We start from the raw sequence: 16,275 nt of genomic DNA on the forward strand, positions 1-16,275 counted from the left end.
ATCCTATTGTTTGGTATGTGCTGCAACAGGTACGACTGCACCAGATGAGAGTCCATTCGACTCTGGGAATAAATGTTTTTCAAGCTGCGGTAACATTAATTCCATATTTTTACCTAAAGACCACTGCGGCTCAGAAGGCTCAAATCCTTGGGCTGTTTCCCATTTTGATACGGTTGCCTGTGCTTCATTAAAGGCATCATGCAATGTCGATTTCTCCCGCATTGCCTGATCAAAGAACGCTCGACCAAAATAGGTGTAATCCAATTCATTGTTACAACCAAATGAAGAACGATCTGCTGCCGATGCAGTAATCACCAAGGTATTATCAGACTGTAATGCAGGTACGAAACTGCCTGAGTAACACGCTGAAATCACAATCACACGCCAACGAATGCCCGCTTTATCCAAGGCTTCTTTTAACCACTTTGGATCAATTTGTTTTAAATCGATTGGGGCATTTTCCAATTCAAAATGATTCGGCTCACCATGCGAGGTCATATATAGAAATAACACATCGGTTTCTTTATTCATTTGCTGTGCAATACGGTTTAATGCCATTTGAATACTGGTTCTCGATGCAATTGGCAATGTGGTCCGTGTCTCTGGATTATTGACTAAAGCAATAGATCTGCCAAATGTACCAAAACGAGTATCAAATTGTGATTTAATCCGTTGAACTTCAGAATTGAAAACCGAGTCGTAACTGTCACCTGCCACACCTAAAAAGTACCAGTGTGTTTCAGAGAAGTCACCAAACTGAATTTGTTCCAAGGCTTTATTGAGTAAATTAGGCTGAGCATAAAAAGCTTCTTCGGCAATTGATGGTGGAACATCATCCACTTTCCAAATCGGTTGATTCTTTACCGACATCTGCCAGACCACCAACGTACAAATGGTGGCAAACATAATCAATGCTCGTTCCCACCATGGCCATTTTAATTCTCTGGCAAAGACCCAAATCACCGCAAGACTTTGCCAAACAAATAGCACCATAAACAAATTTGGCAACATGTTATAAATGCTATCTGGCAAAAAATCTAAATAACCATGATCACCCATATACTGTAATAAACACTGGATTAACAAAATGTTGGCATCCAGTACCAACCACAATAAAGCAGGAACCAACATTAAACGTGGGTTATTGGTTCGTTGTGACAGAAAAATCCCGACAATCAGTGCAATAAAAGGCCAAAGTGCATAACTCACTAAACCCTGTGAATTAAAATTGCCGACCTGCCCTGCAACCAACCAGCTAAAAAGCGTATTCACCCCTGCCGCAACAGCTCCCCAAAAAATGAGCTGAAAAATAGAAGGATGAACAATCTGTAAAGACCGTCTTGAACCGAGGAACAACCATAAACCTGCGACTTGGTTACTTTTTAAATCATGCCAAAAATTGATTGAAGGTTTCAGGTCTATCATAAAAATTCTACTGGTGCGCGATTTAGATTTCTGCTTTCCCTAGTTTATGCCTGCATTTTTTTTTCGCAATGTGATTTTTTCATCAATTTGAAAAATTTATACGATTTTTTAGAGAAAGACAGTCATTCGATTATACCTGATGGTTAAAATATCCATCAAAACGACAGGCATCTCCTAGCCATTGATGCTGTGGTGTCTCCTGATTGAGATAAACCGCATGGCGTGGTCGCTTTACAATTACTTTTTTTGCAACCGCTTTCGCTAAATCAAGTAAATGATCACCCAAGTCCATTTCACCCTGCTCTGGCAATAACATATGCAAAAGCTGCATTTGTTTTTTCACTTGAGCCTGTTTTTTAATTGTTTGTTGATTTTGATCGCGTTGTGGAAACATCGGATCCAAATAAACCACATCAACCTGTATTTTTTGGTCTATGCAGCGTTGTAAATATTCGGCAGAGTCCGCATGCACAAGCTGAATATTTGCCACAATAGGAGCTAAATACGCATCTTGTGAAGCCGTGCGATAACTGTCTTCTAACAAGGCAAATAACACAGGATGTCGTTCAACCAACGTTACTTGAGCGCCAAATCGTGCCATGAGTAATGTGTCATGCCCCAAACCTGCGGTTGCATCAATCAGCTTTGGTTTGTCATTGGTTTGACAAGCGCGCGCCAGCATTTCAGTTTTTAAAGTTGCACGTTTGAGTCGCGCAATTTCACCTAACCAATTGGGCTGCATTTTCATGCCTTCAGCAGCCAAACTTAACCCGTCTTCATCAAAAACCAACGCCATTTCAGGATTTAAACGCAAAAATTTAGCATTCAATTTTTCGACAACAATCGGTTCAATACTTACGCCAAGCTGTGCTAAACGTGATTGAAGCGCAATCACTTGCGCTTCATATTCAGACAGATACCAACATTGAAACTGCATTACCAATGTACCCAACCCGTCCACCATGTTACTAAAATTAAAATACCGAAAATAATACGGTAATATGCAAATGCACTAAAGTCATGTTTAGACACATAACGAATCAGAGCACGAATAACCAAAAGTGCAGAAATAAAGGCAACAAGAATCCCGACGCCTAAAACTTCCATATCATTTGTATGTAATTCATGACGCATTTTAAAGAGGTCAAGGAAGCCCGCACCCATCAATACAGGAATACCCAAAAAGAAAGAAAATTCTGCGGCTGCTTTACGTGAAACGCCTAAGAAAAGTGATCCAATAATTGTTGAACCTGAACGTGATGTTCCAGGAATAAGTGCCAAACACTGAATCAGACCAATACACACCGCTTGTTTAAAGGTCATATTTTCGACTTCTGCACACGTCGTTTTATGTTGGCGACGTTCTGCCCACAAAATAATAAAACCACCCACAATGAGCGCCAGTGCAACAGTGACTGCATTAAATAAATACGCTTTAGCTGTCTCACCAAATGTCAGGCCAATCAGCATAATAGGAATGGTAGCAACAATTAGGTTTATACTTAAACGGCGACCTTGCGCATCACCTGTTAATGCACCAATCAACGCGCCCCAAAGTTTGCCCCAATATTCATAAATGACCGCAGCAATCGCACCAATCTGTACAGCAACAGCAAACATATCCCGTTTTTCTGGTGTCCAGAAATCAAGTAACTGCCCCGCTAAAATTAAATGTCCAGTACTTGAAATCGGAAGGAACTCAGTGATCCCTTCCACAAGGCCCATAATGGCCGCCTTTAACATCAATATTAAATCCATGGTGCGTCCTAATTAAGGTTTCCCCTGCTCTGGAATTTTTTTCCAGGCATTATCACGTAAGTAAACAGGTAAAGCCTGTTCTGCCGTTACCCATTGTTGTTTTGCTGCGAAACACACTGCAATTTTTGCAATATCTTCAGCCGTTGGACTGATATTTCCAAATGTGGTTTCTGGGTGCAACAAATGTGCGCCCGAACCCACTGCTGTAAACTGGATTTCTGCTTGTGCATCAGCATAGCTCAGTAATTTTTCTTCACTGACTGCTTGCATGATGTCATGTTGATCTAAAACAAAATTGGCCACATAAACTTCTTGCATACGTGCATCTAAGACCGCAGTCACTTGGGTTAACCCATGTTCACGATACGCTGCCTGAGCCAATGCCTGTAATGTCGAAACAGGAATAACTGGTAAATCATTGGCCCATGCCAATGCCTGTGTCACAGCAGCATTAATACGTACACCGCTAAATGAACCCGGCCCACGACTAAAAGCAATCACGTCAAGCTGGTCTGTTGACCAACCGTTTTGCTGTAACCCTTGCTCAATCATTGGCAGCAACGTTTTTGTCTGCGCCTTTAACTGATCATTTAAACTAAAAAAAACATTTTGAGAGTCATTCACAAGACAAATCGAACACTGCTCATTTGCCGTTTCTAATGCCAGCAATTTCATGCACGCCCTACATTTTGAAAACTAAAAAAACGGGGTTATGATACTCTAGTTCCATACAACTTCGCGATTTTTTCCATCTCGGAATACAAAAATCGGCATCATGGTGGAATTTAAATATCATGTGGAAACCAATACGGTTCTAACTCCAAATACTTCTCAAAATGCTGTGCATAATGTAAAGCACTCGCTCTAAGTTGGGCTTCCCCAGCTTCATCGACACTACGCACAATTTTCCCCGGAGAACCCACCACAACTGAATTATCAGGAATCACTTTACCTTCTGGAATCAAGGCATTGGCACCAATAATGCAATTTTTACCAATCACGGCATGATTCAAAATCACGGCGTTCATCCCAATTAAAGTGTTATCGCCAATCTGGCAACCATGTAGCATGGCTTTATGCCCCACTGTGACATATTGTCCAATCGTTAAATCTAAACCTGCATCGGTATGCAAAACAGCGTTGTCCTGAATATTGCTATAGTCCCCAATTCGGATGGGATTATTATCGCCACGAATGACAACCCCAAACCAAATACTGACTTTTTGGCCTAATTCAACCCGACCAATGACCGCCGCATTATCGGCAATCCAGCCATTCCATGGTTGTATCGTTGTTGTTGGCACATATCCTTGAAATTTATACATCATGTGTCATGTCCTTATTGTTTTTCGTCTTTTCCTATATTGAGCGTATTTAATAAAAAAGGCCAATCTTTTTCATAACTTAGACCGTATTTAAACAAATTTACTAAAATCCGTGCTGTAAGCCCCCAGACAATTTCGTTTTCCACGTGCATACTTGGAAAATACAGCGTTTGCTGTGCATATTGGATGGCATGTGGAACTGGAGGCGCATTCATCAGCTGTCGTAATGATGCAAAGAAAATACGATCTATTTCAGCTGGTTGTGCAACCAAATGTACCGAACTGGAAATGAGTCCAACCACTGGCTTCACCGTAATACCACTCCGTGCTTCCTCTACAGGCAAATCCCCGATCAATTCAACATCATCTGCCGACAACCCCGTTTCTTCATTTGCCTCACGTAACGCAACTGCAATATTGTTGGCATCTGTTGGGTCACGCTTACCACCTGGAAAGGATACCTCACCAGCATGACGGGAAAGTTGCAATGAACGTCGGGTAAGTAATACTTTTGGATCATCTTCACGGGTAATAGCAACCAAAACAGCCGCTTGAGCTGATTCTGTTCGTCTTGCAAAACGTAACTGTTGTTGTAAATGTTCCACTAAATTATTTTCTTGCATATCCACCTTCATTGCCGATACGTCCGTCTTCTAATGACAAAGGATGTCAAAGTTGTTTTTTTCGGTTATGCTGAACCATCTTTATTCTATTCCACGCTTATTATGAACTGCTGTGTAAAATGTGGACACCCTACAACTGAAAAAATCCCACTTGGTGACTCTAAAGTTCGCCAAGTCTGTACACATTGTGGCAATATTCATTATGAAAATCCAAAGGTGATCTGTGGTGCTTTAGTGACATGGCAAGATAAAGTTTTGCTGTGCCGTCGTGCCATTGAACCACGTTATGGGCTCTGGACATTGCCAGCAGGCTATATGGAACTTTTCGAGACCATGGAACAAGGTGCAGCACGGGAAACATGGGAAGAAGCTGAAGCAAAAATTGAAATCGAATCGTTGTACTGTATGTACAATATTCCGCGAATTGGTCAAATCTACGTCCTGTTTAAAGCCAACCTTGTCGATGGACAATTTGGTGCAGGGCCTGAAACTATTGAAAGTCGCTTATTCGCTGAAGATGAAATTCCATGGGAAGAACTGGCTTTTCCAAGTGTACAGCATACCCTTCGACATTATTTTGAAGACCGTAAACAGCAGCAGTTCCCAATGCATCTTGAAACCATTGGCTCTCGGATAGATGAAACAGGCTAATTTTTAAATTTCGCTCATCATTTCACTCTTCAATCGGGATTCAGAGGGATAGACATTGATTCTCGATTGAATTTACTTCAATATTTTGCTTTCTGTTGTCCTTGCTGATTGGCGTTGCGAACATGTCGAGCATTTCTGCATTTATCAAAACTCTCCCACACATCCAGAATTTATCTGCGTCTGACATTTTGCTGCGGTTATCGTCTTTGCACGGATTGATCTATTTATATGATCAGGGACACCCTGTTATTGCATTTTTACCGCAAGAATATCGGATAACCCAACAAGAAACTCAGCAGTTTATCCGCCAAGCAGATTTAAGTTATCAAAAAACCCCTGTTCAGGGAGATTGGCAAGACTACATCCAATGTACTGCAACACAAAATTCAACAGATCAAACCCAGTTTCAAGGCGGCTGGATGGGATTTGTCGGATATGATTTTGCCGCACAACAAATGGTTGATGTACCACGTCATCCACAACCTGCAATTTATTTAGGGAAATATCTATCTTTTCTCAAATATGAACAGCAACAATGGATTTTTTACAGCCAAGAATGCCAAGCTGAACAGATTTATCAAATACTCCTCACCTGTTTAGATCAAACAAATCCGCAATCAACACCGTTTAAAATGACCCAACCGTGTATTGCACATTGGTCAAAAACACAGTATTTACACGCATTTGAACAAATTATCGACTACATTCGTGCCGGTGACTGTTACCAAATTAATCTAACGCAACAATTTATTGGTCAGGCACAAGGTTCTTTGCTCGAAACTGCTGCCGCATTTTGGCAACTCACTCATGCGCCCTATGCAGGCTACTTAAAAATTGATGAATTTGAATTACTCAGTTGTTCACCAGAATTATTTATAGATTTTCAACAGCAGCAACGGATTGTAACCCGTCCAATTAAAGGCACCATGCCACGTTACGCAGACCCTGAACAAGATGCAGCGTCAAAACGCCAGCTCAGTCAGTCTGAAAAAGATCAGGCAGAGAATGTCATGATTGTCGATTTATTGCGTAATGATCTCAGCATTTATGCTGAAACGGGTTCTGTAAAAACCAATAAACTGTTTGAAATTGAAAGCTTTGAGCAAGTACATCATATGGTGAGTGAAGTTCAAGCTACACTAAAACCTAATATCCAACCGATGCAAATGCTTCTAACAGCGTCACCCGGTGGTTCAATTACTGGCGCACCTAAAATCCGTGCCATGCAAATTATTGCAGAATTAGAACAACAACCTCGTGGGGCATATTGCGGCTCTTTGGGCTATTTTAATTTAGATGGTACAGGTCGCTGGAACATTTTGATTCGCTCAGTTCAAAAATATCAACAAGAAGTTTCAATGTGGGCTGGTGGTGGTATTACCATTGCCTCAAAAGCAGAAGCAGAATATCAGGAATGTTTTGATAAAATTCAGGCAATGCTGAATTTATTGAATACATGGTTTGACGATACGTCTGAATAAAGCGAAACATGTGCGATCTTTTCAAATTTTCGATCAACTAATATCGATCATTAAACATTAAAATAGTTTGATGTGCTTTTTCAAAATACTCAGATAATGGTTGGTTCAACCTACTTTTGTTTTCGCAAAAGTAGGCAAAACCACTGTCCTTCGTAGAACTCGCTATCACCTATTCTAAAAATCACAGTAACAGCATTAAATAGATGAAGTTTTGGACTCAAACAATTGCGAAAGATGTTTACACGTATTCAACATTGTCTGAGTACTTATACAACAGATGAATTATTTAAACATCAACTCTAAAGTATCGACCAAACGCTGATTTTGTTCAGCCGTACCCACCGTAATACGAAGATATTGATTAATTCGAGGCTTATTAAAATAACGCACAATAATGCCCTGTTCACGCAATAAGCTTGCCAACTCACCTGCATCATGCTGAGGATGTGTCGCAAAAATAAAGTTTGCTTTCGATGGCAATACCTCAAAACCAAGCTTGTTCAGACCTACAACCAGTTTTTCACGGCAATCTATCACTTTTTGACAATGTTCAATGAAATAATCCTGATCTTCGAATGAAGCAACCGCTGCGGCAATGGCAAAACGATCAATCGGATAAGAGTTGAAACTGTTTTTCACTGCCTCAAGTGCGGCAATTAAATGCGGTTGGGCAATCGCATATCCCACACGTAAACCCGCCAATGAACGTGATTTAGACGTCGTCTGGCACACCACCAAGTTATCGTATTTTTCAACCAGAGCTACAGCCGAATCAGCACCAAAATCAACATAAGCTTCATCAATGACCACCACACTGTTCGGGTTCATCTGTAACAGTTGTTCAATGTGAGAAAGTGACAACGCAATACTGGTTGGTGCATTCGGATTAGCAATAATTACGCCGCCATTGGGAATGGCATACTCTGTCACATCAATTTCAAAGCGTTCATTTAATGCAATTTTTTGGGTTTGAATATCAAAAAATTGACTATAAACAGGATAAAAACTATACGAAATGTCAGGCGTTAAAATCGGCTGATCCTGAATAAAGAATGCTTTAAAAATATGTGCCAAAACTTCATCTGAACCATTCCCAACAAAGACACAGGTAACATCTACATGTTGTTGTTTGGCAATCGCCTGTTTTAATGCCGATGCATCTGGGTCTGGATATAAACGTAACACATCCGCCTGATGGTCTAATACAGTTTGCACCGCTGCCACAACCCGCGGGGATGGTGGATACGGATTTTCATTGGTGTTTAATTTTAATAAATTCTGAATTTTTGGCTGTTCACCGGGGATATACGGCTCCAGCTCACGGACTTCAGGACTCCAAAAACGTTTTTGCTGATCTGTAATCATTTTACTTCCTTTCTTTTTACAGCATCAATCTTGATCTAAAGCGATCACGGTCAGGCGAAACATCGCAACCGCCTGTCGAACACGAGAAGTGATTAAAGTTTCGAAAAAAGCATTGTTTTGAAAATAAATGTTTTTTTACACAACAATAACCACGACTCATTTTGCCGAAACAAAAGTCCGTTCAGCTAAAAACACACACTAGCAATCAAAATAAAAACTGTAAAACCCTGTCATGATAATTCAAGAATCTTACTGATAACGATAACGTGCCGAGCGTGCATGCGCATCGAGATTTTCCTGTTGCGCTAAAATATCTGCTGTTTTAGCAAGTGGTTGTACCCCTTGTGCTGTACAGAAAATAAGGCTCGAACGTTTTTGGAAATCATAAACCCCTAAAGGTGATGAAAAACGTGCTGTTCCAGAGGTTGGCAAAACATGGTTTGGCCCTGCACAATAATCCCCAATCGCTTCAGGAGTATAACGCCCCATGAAAATTGCACCTGCATGGCGAATATCTTCACTCATCGCCAGAGCTTCATCCAAGCATAATTCAAGATGTTCTGGTGCAACCTGATTAATCAGTTCAACTGCCTCAGCACGGTCTTTGACTAAAACCAAAGCACCACGGTTCGCGATGGAAGTGCGTGCAATATCTGCTTTTGGCAAGGCAGCCAAGTGTTCTTCAATGGCTTGTTCAACGTCATTTAAAAATGCTTCATCAGGTGTAATGAAAATCGCCTGAGCAACCGTATCATGCTCCGCCTGAGATAAAACATCCATTGCAATCCATTTGGCGTTATTCTGTCCTTCGGCATACACCAAAATTTCAGATGGGCCTGCAATCATATCAATACCGACTTGACCAAACACCGCACGTTTTGCCGCAGCAACATAACGGTTTCCAGGCCCAGTAATTTTATCGACACGTGGAATGGTAGCTGTTCCATAGGCCAATGCAGCAACAGCTTGCGCACCACCAATCGTGAATACCCGATGTACGCCCGCCAAATATGCAGCAGCAAGTACCAGTGGATTAAGTTCACCATTTGGTGCAGGGACAACCATAATAATTTCCTGCACACCTGCAACATGGGCAGGAATGGCATTCATTAATACAGAAGAAGGATAAGATGCAAGTCCGCCAGGCACGTAGATACCAACGCGGTCTAACGGTGTGACTTTTTGCCCGAGCGTATTGCCCAAATCATCCACATAGCTCCAGCCGTCTTGCTTTTGAGCTTGATGGAAGGTACGAATACGATTCGCTGCCAATTCAAGCGCTTCACGGACTTCGGTTGTCAGCCCTTCAAAAGCAACTTTTAATTGTGCTTGTGACAATTCAAGATCTGAAAATTGATGCGCTGGATGTCGATCGAACTGTTGGGTGAGTTTAAGCACATGTGCATCGCCATGTTGGCGCACGTCAGCAATAATTTGGTCTACAATTTTAATCAGTTCTGGATCATTGACTGTTTCGAAAGCCAATAAATCGGCAAAGACTTGTTGAAAGTCTTGATCTTGAGTCGATAAACGTCGCATCAATTTACCCACAAGGTATTAAACAAAAGAGAAGTTTAGTTTACCTTGTTTCAACACACTTGTGGATAAGAGTTCGACATCAATCTTATAAGCTTGATGGGAAATTACTTTTATGCAGATTGTTTTTCTCTTGCTTCAACGGCACGTTCAAGCTGAGCAATAATTGGGTTTAATAAAGCATGTTTCCGTTTAAAGCTCGCTTTATTAACAATTAAGCGTGAAGAAACTTTGCAAATTTCTTCTAAAGGCTCTAAACCATTGGCACGTAAAGTATTTCCAGTATCAACCACATCGACAATGTAATCACCCAAACCAACCAATGGCGCAAGTTCCATCGACCCATACAGTTTAATCACATCGACTTGCTCGCCAAGGCTTGCATAATATTGACGTGTTAAATTAACGTATTTGGTGGCAATTTTTAAACGACCTTTAGGACGTACCATGCCCACTTTAGCAGCAGTCATGAGACGACAATTGGCAATTTTTAAATCTAATGGTTCATAGACATTCTGTGCGCCATGTTCCATCAACACATCTTTACCCGCAACACCTAAATCTGCCGCGCCATTTTCAACATAGGTTGGCACATCTGACGCACGTAAAATGAGAATACGAACCAGTTTATGTGTGGTCGGAAAAATCAGCTTGCGAGATTTGTCAGGATCTTCTAGTAAGTTAATCCCCGCTGTTTCAAGTAAAGGGAGTGTTTCTTTTAAAATACGCCCTTTGCTGAGTGCTAAGGTCAAACCATGATCAAAATCGCCCATTACGTCAAAATTTGGATCATCGTTTCTTAACTCGTTCATTGCTTACTCACTTACTCGCTTAATTTGTGCACCAATGCCTTGTAACTTCGCTTCAATATCTTCATAACCACGATCAATATGATAGATACGATCCACTAAAGTCTCACCTTCTGCCGCCAATGCTGCCAGAACCAAAGAAAAAGAAGCACGTAAGTCTGTTGCCATGACAGGTGCAGCAGAAAGCTTTTCAACACCCGTAACAACCGCATCATTTCCTTCGACCTGAATATTGGCACCCATACGTGACAATTCAGGGACATGCATAAACCGATTTTCAAAAATCGTTTCAGAAATCGTTGCAAAACCACGACCAATCGCATTCACCGCCATCAACTGTGCTTGCATATCGGTTGGAAAATCTGGATGAGGTAAAGTACGGAAACTCACTGCTTTCGGTCTTTTCCCTAACATATCGAGTTCAATCCAGTCATCACCACGTGTGACTTCTGCACCCATTTCTTCAAATTTTTCAAGTACACATTCAAGTAATGCTGGGTCAGTATTTGTCGTTTTAACTCGACCACCAGTAATCGCAGCAGCAGCTAAATATGAACCTGTTTCGATACGGTCTGCAACAACTGCATATTCGCAACCATTTAAAGATTCAACACCCGTCACAACAAGTGTGTCTGTATCCAATCCTTCAATTTTGGCACCCATCTTAATCAACATTTGTGCCAAATCAGTAATTTCAGGCTCACGTGCAGCATTACGAATAGTTGTCACACCATCAGCCAGTGCAGCAGCCATCAAAATATTTTCTGTACCACCGACAGTGACCATATCAAAGATGACTTCGCCACCTTTTAAACGACCATCGACTTTGGCATGCACATAACCATTTTCAACTTCAATATGAGCACCCAATGCTTCTAGCGCTTTTAAATGTTGATCGACTGGACGGGAACCAATAGCACAACCACCAGGTAAAGACACTTTTGCTTCACCATAACGTGCCACCAATGGCCCTAAAACCAAAATTGAAGCCCGCATGGTTTTCACAAGTTCATACGGTGCAAATTGATTGGTTAAAGTAGAGGCATCCGAACGAACGGTATCCCCCTCATAAGAGATCTCAATACCAAGACCCGCAATTAACTTCACCAATGTATTCACATCTTTTAAATTAGGAACATTGCGGATAACCATTGGTGTTTCAGCAAGAATCGTCGCTGCAAGCAAAGGTAATGCCGCATTCTTTGCACCCGAAATACGCACTTCACCTTCAAGCGTTTTTCCGCCTTGAATTAAAAACTTATCCATTAAATCTTAAGCTCCGAACAAACTTGCTTTACGCCATTCTTCTTTCGTCATTGCACGAATCGTAACAGCATGCACTGCACCACTCGCAATATAGTCATTTAACGGAGCATAGACTGCCTGTTGACGTGCGACAGGACGTTTTTCTTTAAAAATATCATCCACAATACGTAGGTCAAATTTGCCTGCTTGTCCACTCACCGCAACATCTGCGTTAGGAAAAGCCGCCTTTAAAATTTCAGTGAGTTGTTCGCTATTCATTGCAAAAGACCTCGTTTACGACCTACGTTAAAAACCGCCTATTTTACTATAGATATCTCAAAAACAGAATTGATTATGTCACTCAAAAAATGATGATCAAAAAAAAGAGGCTGTCACAACCTCTTTTTTCTCACACAAAAAATTAGACAGGTACAACGACCGCCTGATAAATGGTTTGCATTTTACGATGCTTTGCCAACTGTCTTTTTAATTTTTCTGCTAATTTTGTAATTGATGTATACATATCATCAGCACTTGCCTGTGCAAAAAATTCAACACCAGGCAACCGAATAATCGCTTCGGCAATATGATTGGCGCTTCCTTTATGGGAGCGCTTATCAATCTGATGATCTTTGGATAATTTGACCTGCATACTATTTACTTGGTCAAAATGCTTTGTCATTTGATTAAACTTCAAGCGGATGCTTTGTTCTATTGCAGGGGTAACTGTTAGATGATGCCCACGAATTACTAATTGCATAATTCTATCCCTCTGTTTTTGGATACAATAACCTCATGACCATCAATAAAGACAAAACTATTAATTAATCATAATGTTACGTTCCGTCTCTAAATTCATTATATTGTCACAATGACAATCTAGAATTAGCAAATTTAACAGATCAAATCAATACTTTTCTGTCAGAAGAAGAAGGAATATGTAACGACTCACGATACTTTGCAACTGTTCTCCGTGCTACATCAATCCCCTCATCTTTCAATAAATTCGCAATTGCATTATCTGACAAGGGTTTACGCGGATTTTCTACCGATATTAATTTTTTAATCATGGCGCGAATCGCAGTTGATGAACACTCACCTCCCGTCGTCGTACCAACATGGCTCGAAAAAAAGTATTTCAATTCAAATAAACCACGTGGCGTTAAAATATATTTATTGGTTGTCACACGAGATACTGTTGACTCGTGCAATTCAACTTCTTCAGCAACATCTCGCAGAACCAACGGACGCATTGCCTCAGGCCCTTGTTCTAAAAATGCTTTTTGATGTCTTACAATACAACTCGCAACTTTTAATAATGTTTTATGTCGTTCATCAATACTTTTAATAAAATTTTTAGCCTCAAGCATCTGATTTCGTAAATATTGATTATCTGCACTTTGGTCAGCTCGACGAATTAATCCTGAATAGAATGAATTGATTCTCAGCTTTGGCATTACATCTGGGTTCAACTGTACCTGCCAATGGTCGGCCTTTTTCATAACAACAACATCAGGAATCTGATACTCAGCTTCACCCGAAGAAAAATCACTTCCAGGATAAGGTTTTAATGTTTTCATTAAACCAATAGCCAATTTAAGCTGCTCAGTAGAAAGCCCAGACTGCTTCATCAACTTATTAATATCGTTTGCAACCAGTAAAGGATAAAAAGCCAATAATTTTAATGCTTCTGATCTATATTTCGTCGACTCAGGCAAACTCTCCAGCTGGACTCGCAAACATTCTGCAAGATTACGGGAGCCAACGCCAATCGGTTCTAATCGTTGTAAATACTTTAAAACAACCAGAACCTCATCATCTTCAACTTCTTCATCAATTTCCATATCTGACAATAAATGCTGCACAGATAATGTAATTTCAGAAACTTCTGCATCAAGGAAACCCTTTTCATCCAAGGCATCCACAACACAATAAGCAATCAACTTATCGATCTGGGAGAAATGAAGTAAATTAATTTGCCCCATGATATGTTCTTTCAAACTTGACGCTTCTTGACGATTATCTTCCCGCTCTTCAAAATCTGGCATCGCTAATGCTGTAGATTGATGCGTGTAAATATCATTCCAATCTGTATCAACAGGTAAATCATCTGGTAGATAATCTGCATTTAGCTCATGAGTTAAGTCGAACTTATCATCGGCCTCTGGTAATGGATTACTTTCTGATGTACTGGTAATTTCTTCTATTTTTTCTAATAAAGGATTGCTCTCTAATTGAATCTGGATTTCCTGCTCTAGCTCCAAACTCGACAACTGTAGTAATCGGATTGCTTGTTGTAATTGAGGCGTTAGGGATAAAGAGTTTGCAAGTTTTAACCCCACCGATAACTTCATGACACTATCCTTACAGTACTAAAGCAATTTTTATGCCGTTATTATCTTTTATAGCATATAGTTAATAAAAAACATACAAGCTAATCTAAAATAATGTAATGATTAGTACACAATTATATCTGCACTCTAAATTATTAAAATTTATATATTTTTTAAAAAACTGAATATATTCATCCTATTTAAAAATTTTCAAGGTACGCTACAATCTCACTATTTCCTGCCATTTTTGCAAGCTCTAAAGCGGTAAACTGTGCTTTATAATGAACATCTACACCTTTCAATACCAGCAAATGTACGATATCTAAATATCCATTTTCGGCTGCTGCCTGCAATGCACTATACCCATCTTCATCCTTTTGATTCGGATCAACACCTTGTGATAACAGTTGTTCAACTTCTTGAAAGTTCCCTAAAGATGCCCAATAAACAAGTTCGGGCAGTTGCAGTTCTTCTTCTTCAGAAATAGGGGTAAGAGAATGAAATTCCATATCAAAAATCCTCATCATCTAATTAAATTTTATCGTATTTTACCAATAGTCTGTTATCAGCTCAAAGAAAGAATAAAAAATAATAAATCATGGTAATTCATTTAGAATAACTAAATTTTCTCGGTCTATCAGCATTAATATCCCCATCAAGCCTACATATTCCACTCAAAGTGGCTTTATAGTCAATCTGCTAAAAATATAAGACAATAACTGCATGAGTTATTCAGAACATTTTAGAAAAAAGTCTTTGCAAAGCTTGAGGAAGGATATTCCATTCGAGCAGTTGCTGCACAATTCGAAATTAATAAAAATACAATTTTGAGCTGGAAAAAACGCATCGAAATTAAGCGAACACGCCCTCCAAAATTGATGATGATGCTCTGAGAGCTGATGTAGAAAAATACCCTGATGGTTATCAATACGAACGAGCTGCTCGTTTTGGCTGTGGTGTTTCTTCAATTGGAGATGCATTAAAACGGCTTAAAATCACAGTTAAAAAAAGACCTTACGTCATCCCCAAGTCAAAGCAGAACTGCGAGAACGATACTTAAACCAACCGAATACACTTAAATCTAAATATCCTATTATTTATATTGATGAAAGTGGGTTTAAATCACATGAGTACCGCCCGCATGGTTACGCGATGCAAGGAATGCCTTTTTTAGGATCTTATAATTGGCAATTCAAAAATCAGACCAATGCAATCGGTGCAATCCATCAAGGCCAATTATTTGCAGTGTGTTTATTTGATTGCAAAGTAAATTCTGATGTGTTTCATTTTTTGGTAGATAAGTTTCTAATTCCAGAATTACCCGTGATGAATAGTGTGATTGTCATGGACAATGCGACATTTCATCAACGACAAGATATAGAAGACTTATTCACCCAACATGGACATCAAATACTTTGGCTACCACCTTATAGTCCTGATCTCAATCCGATTGAAAAAATGTGGGATGGGTCAAGCGCAAACGTAAAGAATGGTTAGTTGACTCTGTTGACCAGCTTTTTCAAATGTTCTTTACTCTCTGTATGAGAAATTAAGCGGTTTAACTATAGTATTTATTTATATTTATTCGACGAATTATGATTATTTTAATTTTATTATTTCAATTATGATTATTTAACTTCCGCATAAAAATAAACCCCCGACACTTGGTCGGGGGTTTGAATAATGAGCTGGCGATGACTTACTCTCACATGGGTAACCCCACA

The 16,275-nt window shown here is 39.9% G+C and carries 17 protein-coding genes and 1 pseudogene; 4 read left to right on the forward strand and 14 right to left on the reverse strand.

Going from position 1 to position 16,275, the window contains the following annotated elements:
• Positions 1-3 precede the first annotated feature (3 nt).
• From ABDV70_RS12970 to ABDV70_RS12995, 6 genes are all read right to left on the reverse strand, one after another.
• Positions 4-1,425 (reverse strand): C13 family peptidase, encoded by a 1,422-nt coding sequence (locus ABDV70_RS12970; protein ID WP_343598327.1) that lies wholly within the window; start codon positions 1,423-1,425, stop codon positions 4-6.
• 130 nt (positions 1,426-1,555) lie between these two features.
• Positions 1,556-2,362 carry a class I SAM-dependent methyltransferase gene (locus ABDV70_RS12975; RefSeq protein WP_343598329.1) on the reverse strand — a complete coding sequence of 269 codons (807 nt, stop codon included), beginning with the start codon at positions 2,360-2,362 and terminating at the stop codon, positions 1,556-1,558.
• Entirely contained in the window at positions 2,362-3,183 is an 822-nt protein-coding gene (locus ABDV70_RS12980) for an undecaprenyl-diphosphate phosphatase (RefSeq protein WP_343598331.1), read from the reverse strand. The genes ABDV70_RS12975 and ABDV70_RS12980 overlap by 1 nt, the downstream gene beginning before the upstream one ends.
• Before the next feature lie 12 nt (positions 3,184-3,195).
• Positions 3,196-3,858: a tRNA (adenosine(37)-N6)-threonylcarbamoyltransferase complex dimerization subunit type 1 TsaB gene (gene tsaB, locus ABDV70_RS12985; protein ID WP_343598333.1), complete on the reverse strand. Its 663-nt coding sequence runs from the start codon at positions 3,856-3,858 to the stop codon at positions 3,196-3,198.
• A 110-nt stretch (positions 3,859-3,968) separates the two neighbouring features.
• Positions 3,969-4,511 carry a gamma carbonic anhydrase family protein gene (locus ABDV70_RS12990; protein ID WP_343598334.1) on the reverse strand — a complete coding sequence of 181 codons (543 nt, stop codon included), beginning with the start codon at positions 4,509-4,511 and terminating at the stop codon, positions 3,969-3,971.
• Positions 4,512-4,522: 11 nt separating this feature from the next.
• Positions 4,523-5,131 carry a CoA pyrophosphatase gene (locus ABDV70_RS12995; RefSeq protein WP_343598335.1) on the reverse strand — a complete coding sequence of 203 codons (609 nt, stop codon included), beginning with the start codon at positions 5,129-5,131 and terminating at the stop codon, positions 4,523-4,525.
• A 102-nt stretch (positions 5,132-5,233) separates the two neighbouring features.
• Between ABDV70_RS12995 and ABDV70_RS13000 the strand changes: the two genes are divergently transcribed.
• Together ABDV70_RS13000 and ABDV70_RS13005 are read left to right on the forward strand one after the other, a co-directional pair.
• Positions 5,234-5,782 carry an NUDIX hydrolase gene (locus ABDV70_RS13000; protein ID WP_343598349.1) on the forward strand — a complete coding sequence of 183 codons (549 nt, stop codon included), beginning with the start codon at positions 5,234-5,236 and terminating at the stop codon, positions 5,780-5,782.
• Positions 5,783-5,904: 122 nt separating this feature from the next.
• Positions 5,905-7,263, forward strand: coding sequence for an anthranilate synthase component I family protein (locus ABDV70_RS13005; RefSeq protein ID WP_343598336.1), 1,359 nt, complete (start codon positions 5,905-5,907; stop codon positions 7,261-7,263).
• A gap of 282 nt (positions 7,264-7,545) precedes the next feature.
• Here the strand turns inward: ABDV70_RS13005 and hisC are convergent, their stop codons facing one another.
• The 8 genes from hisC to ABDV70_RS13045 form a co-directional block, all read right to left on the reverse strand.
• On the reverse strand, positions 7,546-8,628 hold the full coding sequence (hisC, locus tag ABDV70_RS13010; RefSeq protein WP_343598337.1) for a histidinol-phosphate transaminase: 1,083 nt from the start codon (positions 8,626-8,628) through the stop codon (positions 7,546-7,548).
• 249 nt (positions 8,629-8,877) lie between these two features.
• Positions 8,878-10,179 (reverse strand): histidinol dehydrogenase, encoded by a 1,302-nt coding sequence (hisD, locus tag ABDV70_RS13015; RefSeq protein WP_343598338.1) that lies wholly within the window; start codon positions 10,177-10,179, stop codon positions 8,878-8,880.
• 98 nt (positions 10,180-10,277) lie between these two features.
• On the reverse strand, positions 10,278-10,976 hold the full coding sequence (gene hisG, locus ABDV70_RS13020) for an ATP phosphoribosyltransferase (protein WP_343598340.1): 699 nt from the start codon (positions 10,974-10,976) through the stop codon (positions 10,278-10,280).
• A 3-nt stretch (positions 10,977-10,979) separates the two neighbouring features.
• Positions 10,980-12,239 (reverse strand): UDP-N-acetylglucosamine 1-carboxyvinyltransferase, encoded by a 1,260-nt coding sequence (gene murA / locus ABDV70_RS13025; protein WP_343598342.1) that lies wholly within the window; start codon positions 12,237-12,239, stop codon positions 10,980-10,982.
• A gap of 6 nt (positions 12,240-12,245) precedes the next feature.
• Positions 12,246-12,497 carry a BolA family iron metabolism protein IbaG gene (gene ibaG, locus ABDV70_RS13030; RefSeq protein WP_343598343.1) on the reverse strand — a complete coding sequence of 84 codons (252 nt, stop codon included), beginning with the start codon at positions 12,495-12,497 and terminating at the stop codon, positions 12,246-12,248.
• 142 nt (positions 12,498-12,639) lie between these two features.
• Positions 12,640-12,978 (reverse strand): ribosome-associated translation inhibitor RaiA, encoded by a 339-nt coding sequence (raiA, locus tag ABDV70_RS13035; protein WP_343598344.1) that lies wholly within the window; start codon positions 12,976-12,978, stop codon positions 12,640-12,642.
• A gap of 142 nt (positions 12,979-13,120) precedes the next feature.
• On the reverse strand, positions 13,121-14,572 hold the full coding sequence (locus tag ABDV70_RS13040; protein WP_343598345.1) for an RNA polymerase factor sigma-54: 1,452 nt from the start codon (positions 14,570-14,572) through the stop codon (positions 13,121-13,123).
• Between the two features lie 179 nt (positions 14,573-14,751).
• Positions 14,752-15,060, reverse strand: a complete 309-nt coding sequence (locus ABDV70_RS13045; RefSeq protein ID WP_343598346.1) for an ankyrin repeat domain-containing protein — start codon at positions 15,058-15,060, stop codon at positions 14,752-14,754.
• A 214-nt stretch (positions 15,061-15,274) separates the two neighbouring features.
• Here ABDV70_RS13045 and ABDV70_RS13050 point away from each other — a divergent pair.
• Positions 15,275-15,611 (forward strand): annotated as a pseudogene (locus tag ABDV70_RS13050) (IS630 transposase-related protein).
• Positions 15,612-15,652: 41 nt separating this feature from the next.
• Positions 15,653-16,048 carry a transposase gene (locus ABDV70_RS13055; protein ID WP_343598351.1) on the forward strand — a complete coding sequence of 132 codons (396 nt, stop codon included), beginning with the start codon at positions 15,653-15,655 and terminating at the stop codon, positions 16,046-16,048.
• Positions 16,049-16,275 lie beyond the last annotated feature (227 nt).

Origin of the sequence: Acinetobacter sp. (genome assembly GCF_039596015.1) — a bacterium.
In the GTDB taxonomy this organism is placed as follows: domain Bacteria; phylum Pseudomonadota; class Gammaproteobacteria; order Pseudomonadales; family Moraxellaceae; genus Acinetobacter.

Excerpts from the sequence above, each read along its gene's own strand:
- ABDV70_RS13045 (WP_343598346.1), bottom strand. The coding sequence starts at position 15,060 with ATGGAATTTCATTCTCTTACCCCTATTTCTGAAGAAGAAGAACTGCAA.
- tsaB (WP_343598333.1), bottom strand. The coding sequence starts at position 3,858 with ATGAAATTGCTGGCATTAGAAACGGCAAATGAGCAGTGTTCGATTTGT.
- raiA (WP_343598344.1), bottom strand. The coding sequence starts at position 12,978 with ATGCAATTAGTAATTCGTGGGCATCATCTAACAGTTACCCCTGCAATA.
- hisG (WP_343598340.1), bottom strand. The coding sequence starts at position 10,976 with ATGAACGAGTTAAGAAACGATGATCCAAATTTTGACGTAATGGGCGAT.
- ABDV70_RS13005 (WP_343598336.1), top strand. The coding sequence starts at position 5,905 with ATGTCGAGCATTTCTGCATTTATCAAAACTCTCCCACACATCCAGAAT.
- ABDV70_RS12975 (WP_343598329.1), bottom strand. The coding sequence starts at position 2,362 with ATGCAGTTTCAATGTTGGTATCTGTCTGAATATGAAGCGCAAGTGATT.
- ABDV70_RS13040 (WP_343598345.1), bottom strand. The coding sequence starts at position 14,572 with ATGAAGTTATCGGTGGGGTTAAAACTTGCAAACTCTTTATCCCTAACG.
- ABDV70_RS12990 (WP_343598334.1), bottom strand. The coding sequence starts at position 4,511 with ATGATGTATAAATTTCAAGGATATGTGCCAACAACAACGATACAACCA.
- ibaG (WP_343598343.1), bottom strand. The coding sequence starts at position 12,497 with ATGAATAGCGAACAACTCACTGAAATTTTAAAGGCGGCTTTTCCTAAC.
- ABDV70_RS12970 (WP_343598327.1), bottom strand. The coding sequence starts at position 1,425 with ATGATAGACCTGAAACCTTCAATCAATTTTTGGCATGATTTAAAAAGT.
- ABDV70_RS12995 (WP_343598335.1), bottom strand. The coding sequence starts at position 5,131 with ATGCAAGAAAATAATTTAGTGGAACATTTACAACAACAGTTACGTTTT.
- ABDV70_RS12980 (WP_343598331.1), bottom strand. The coding sequence starts at position 3,183 with ATGGATTTAATATTGATGTTAAAGGCGGCCATTATGGGCCTTGTGGAA.
- hisC (WP_343598337.1), bottom strand. The coding sequence starts at position 8,628 with ATGATTACAGATCAGCAAAAACGTTTTTGGAGTCCTGAAGTCCGTGAG.
- ABDV70_RS13000 (WP_343598349.1), top strand. The coding sequence starts at position 5,234 with ATGAACTGCTGTGTAAAATGTGGACACCCTACAACTGAAAAAATCCCA.
- murA (WP_343598342.1), bottom strand. The coding sequence starts at position 12,239 with ATGGATAAGTTTTTAATTCAAGGCGGAAAAACGCTTGAAGGTGAAGTG.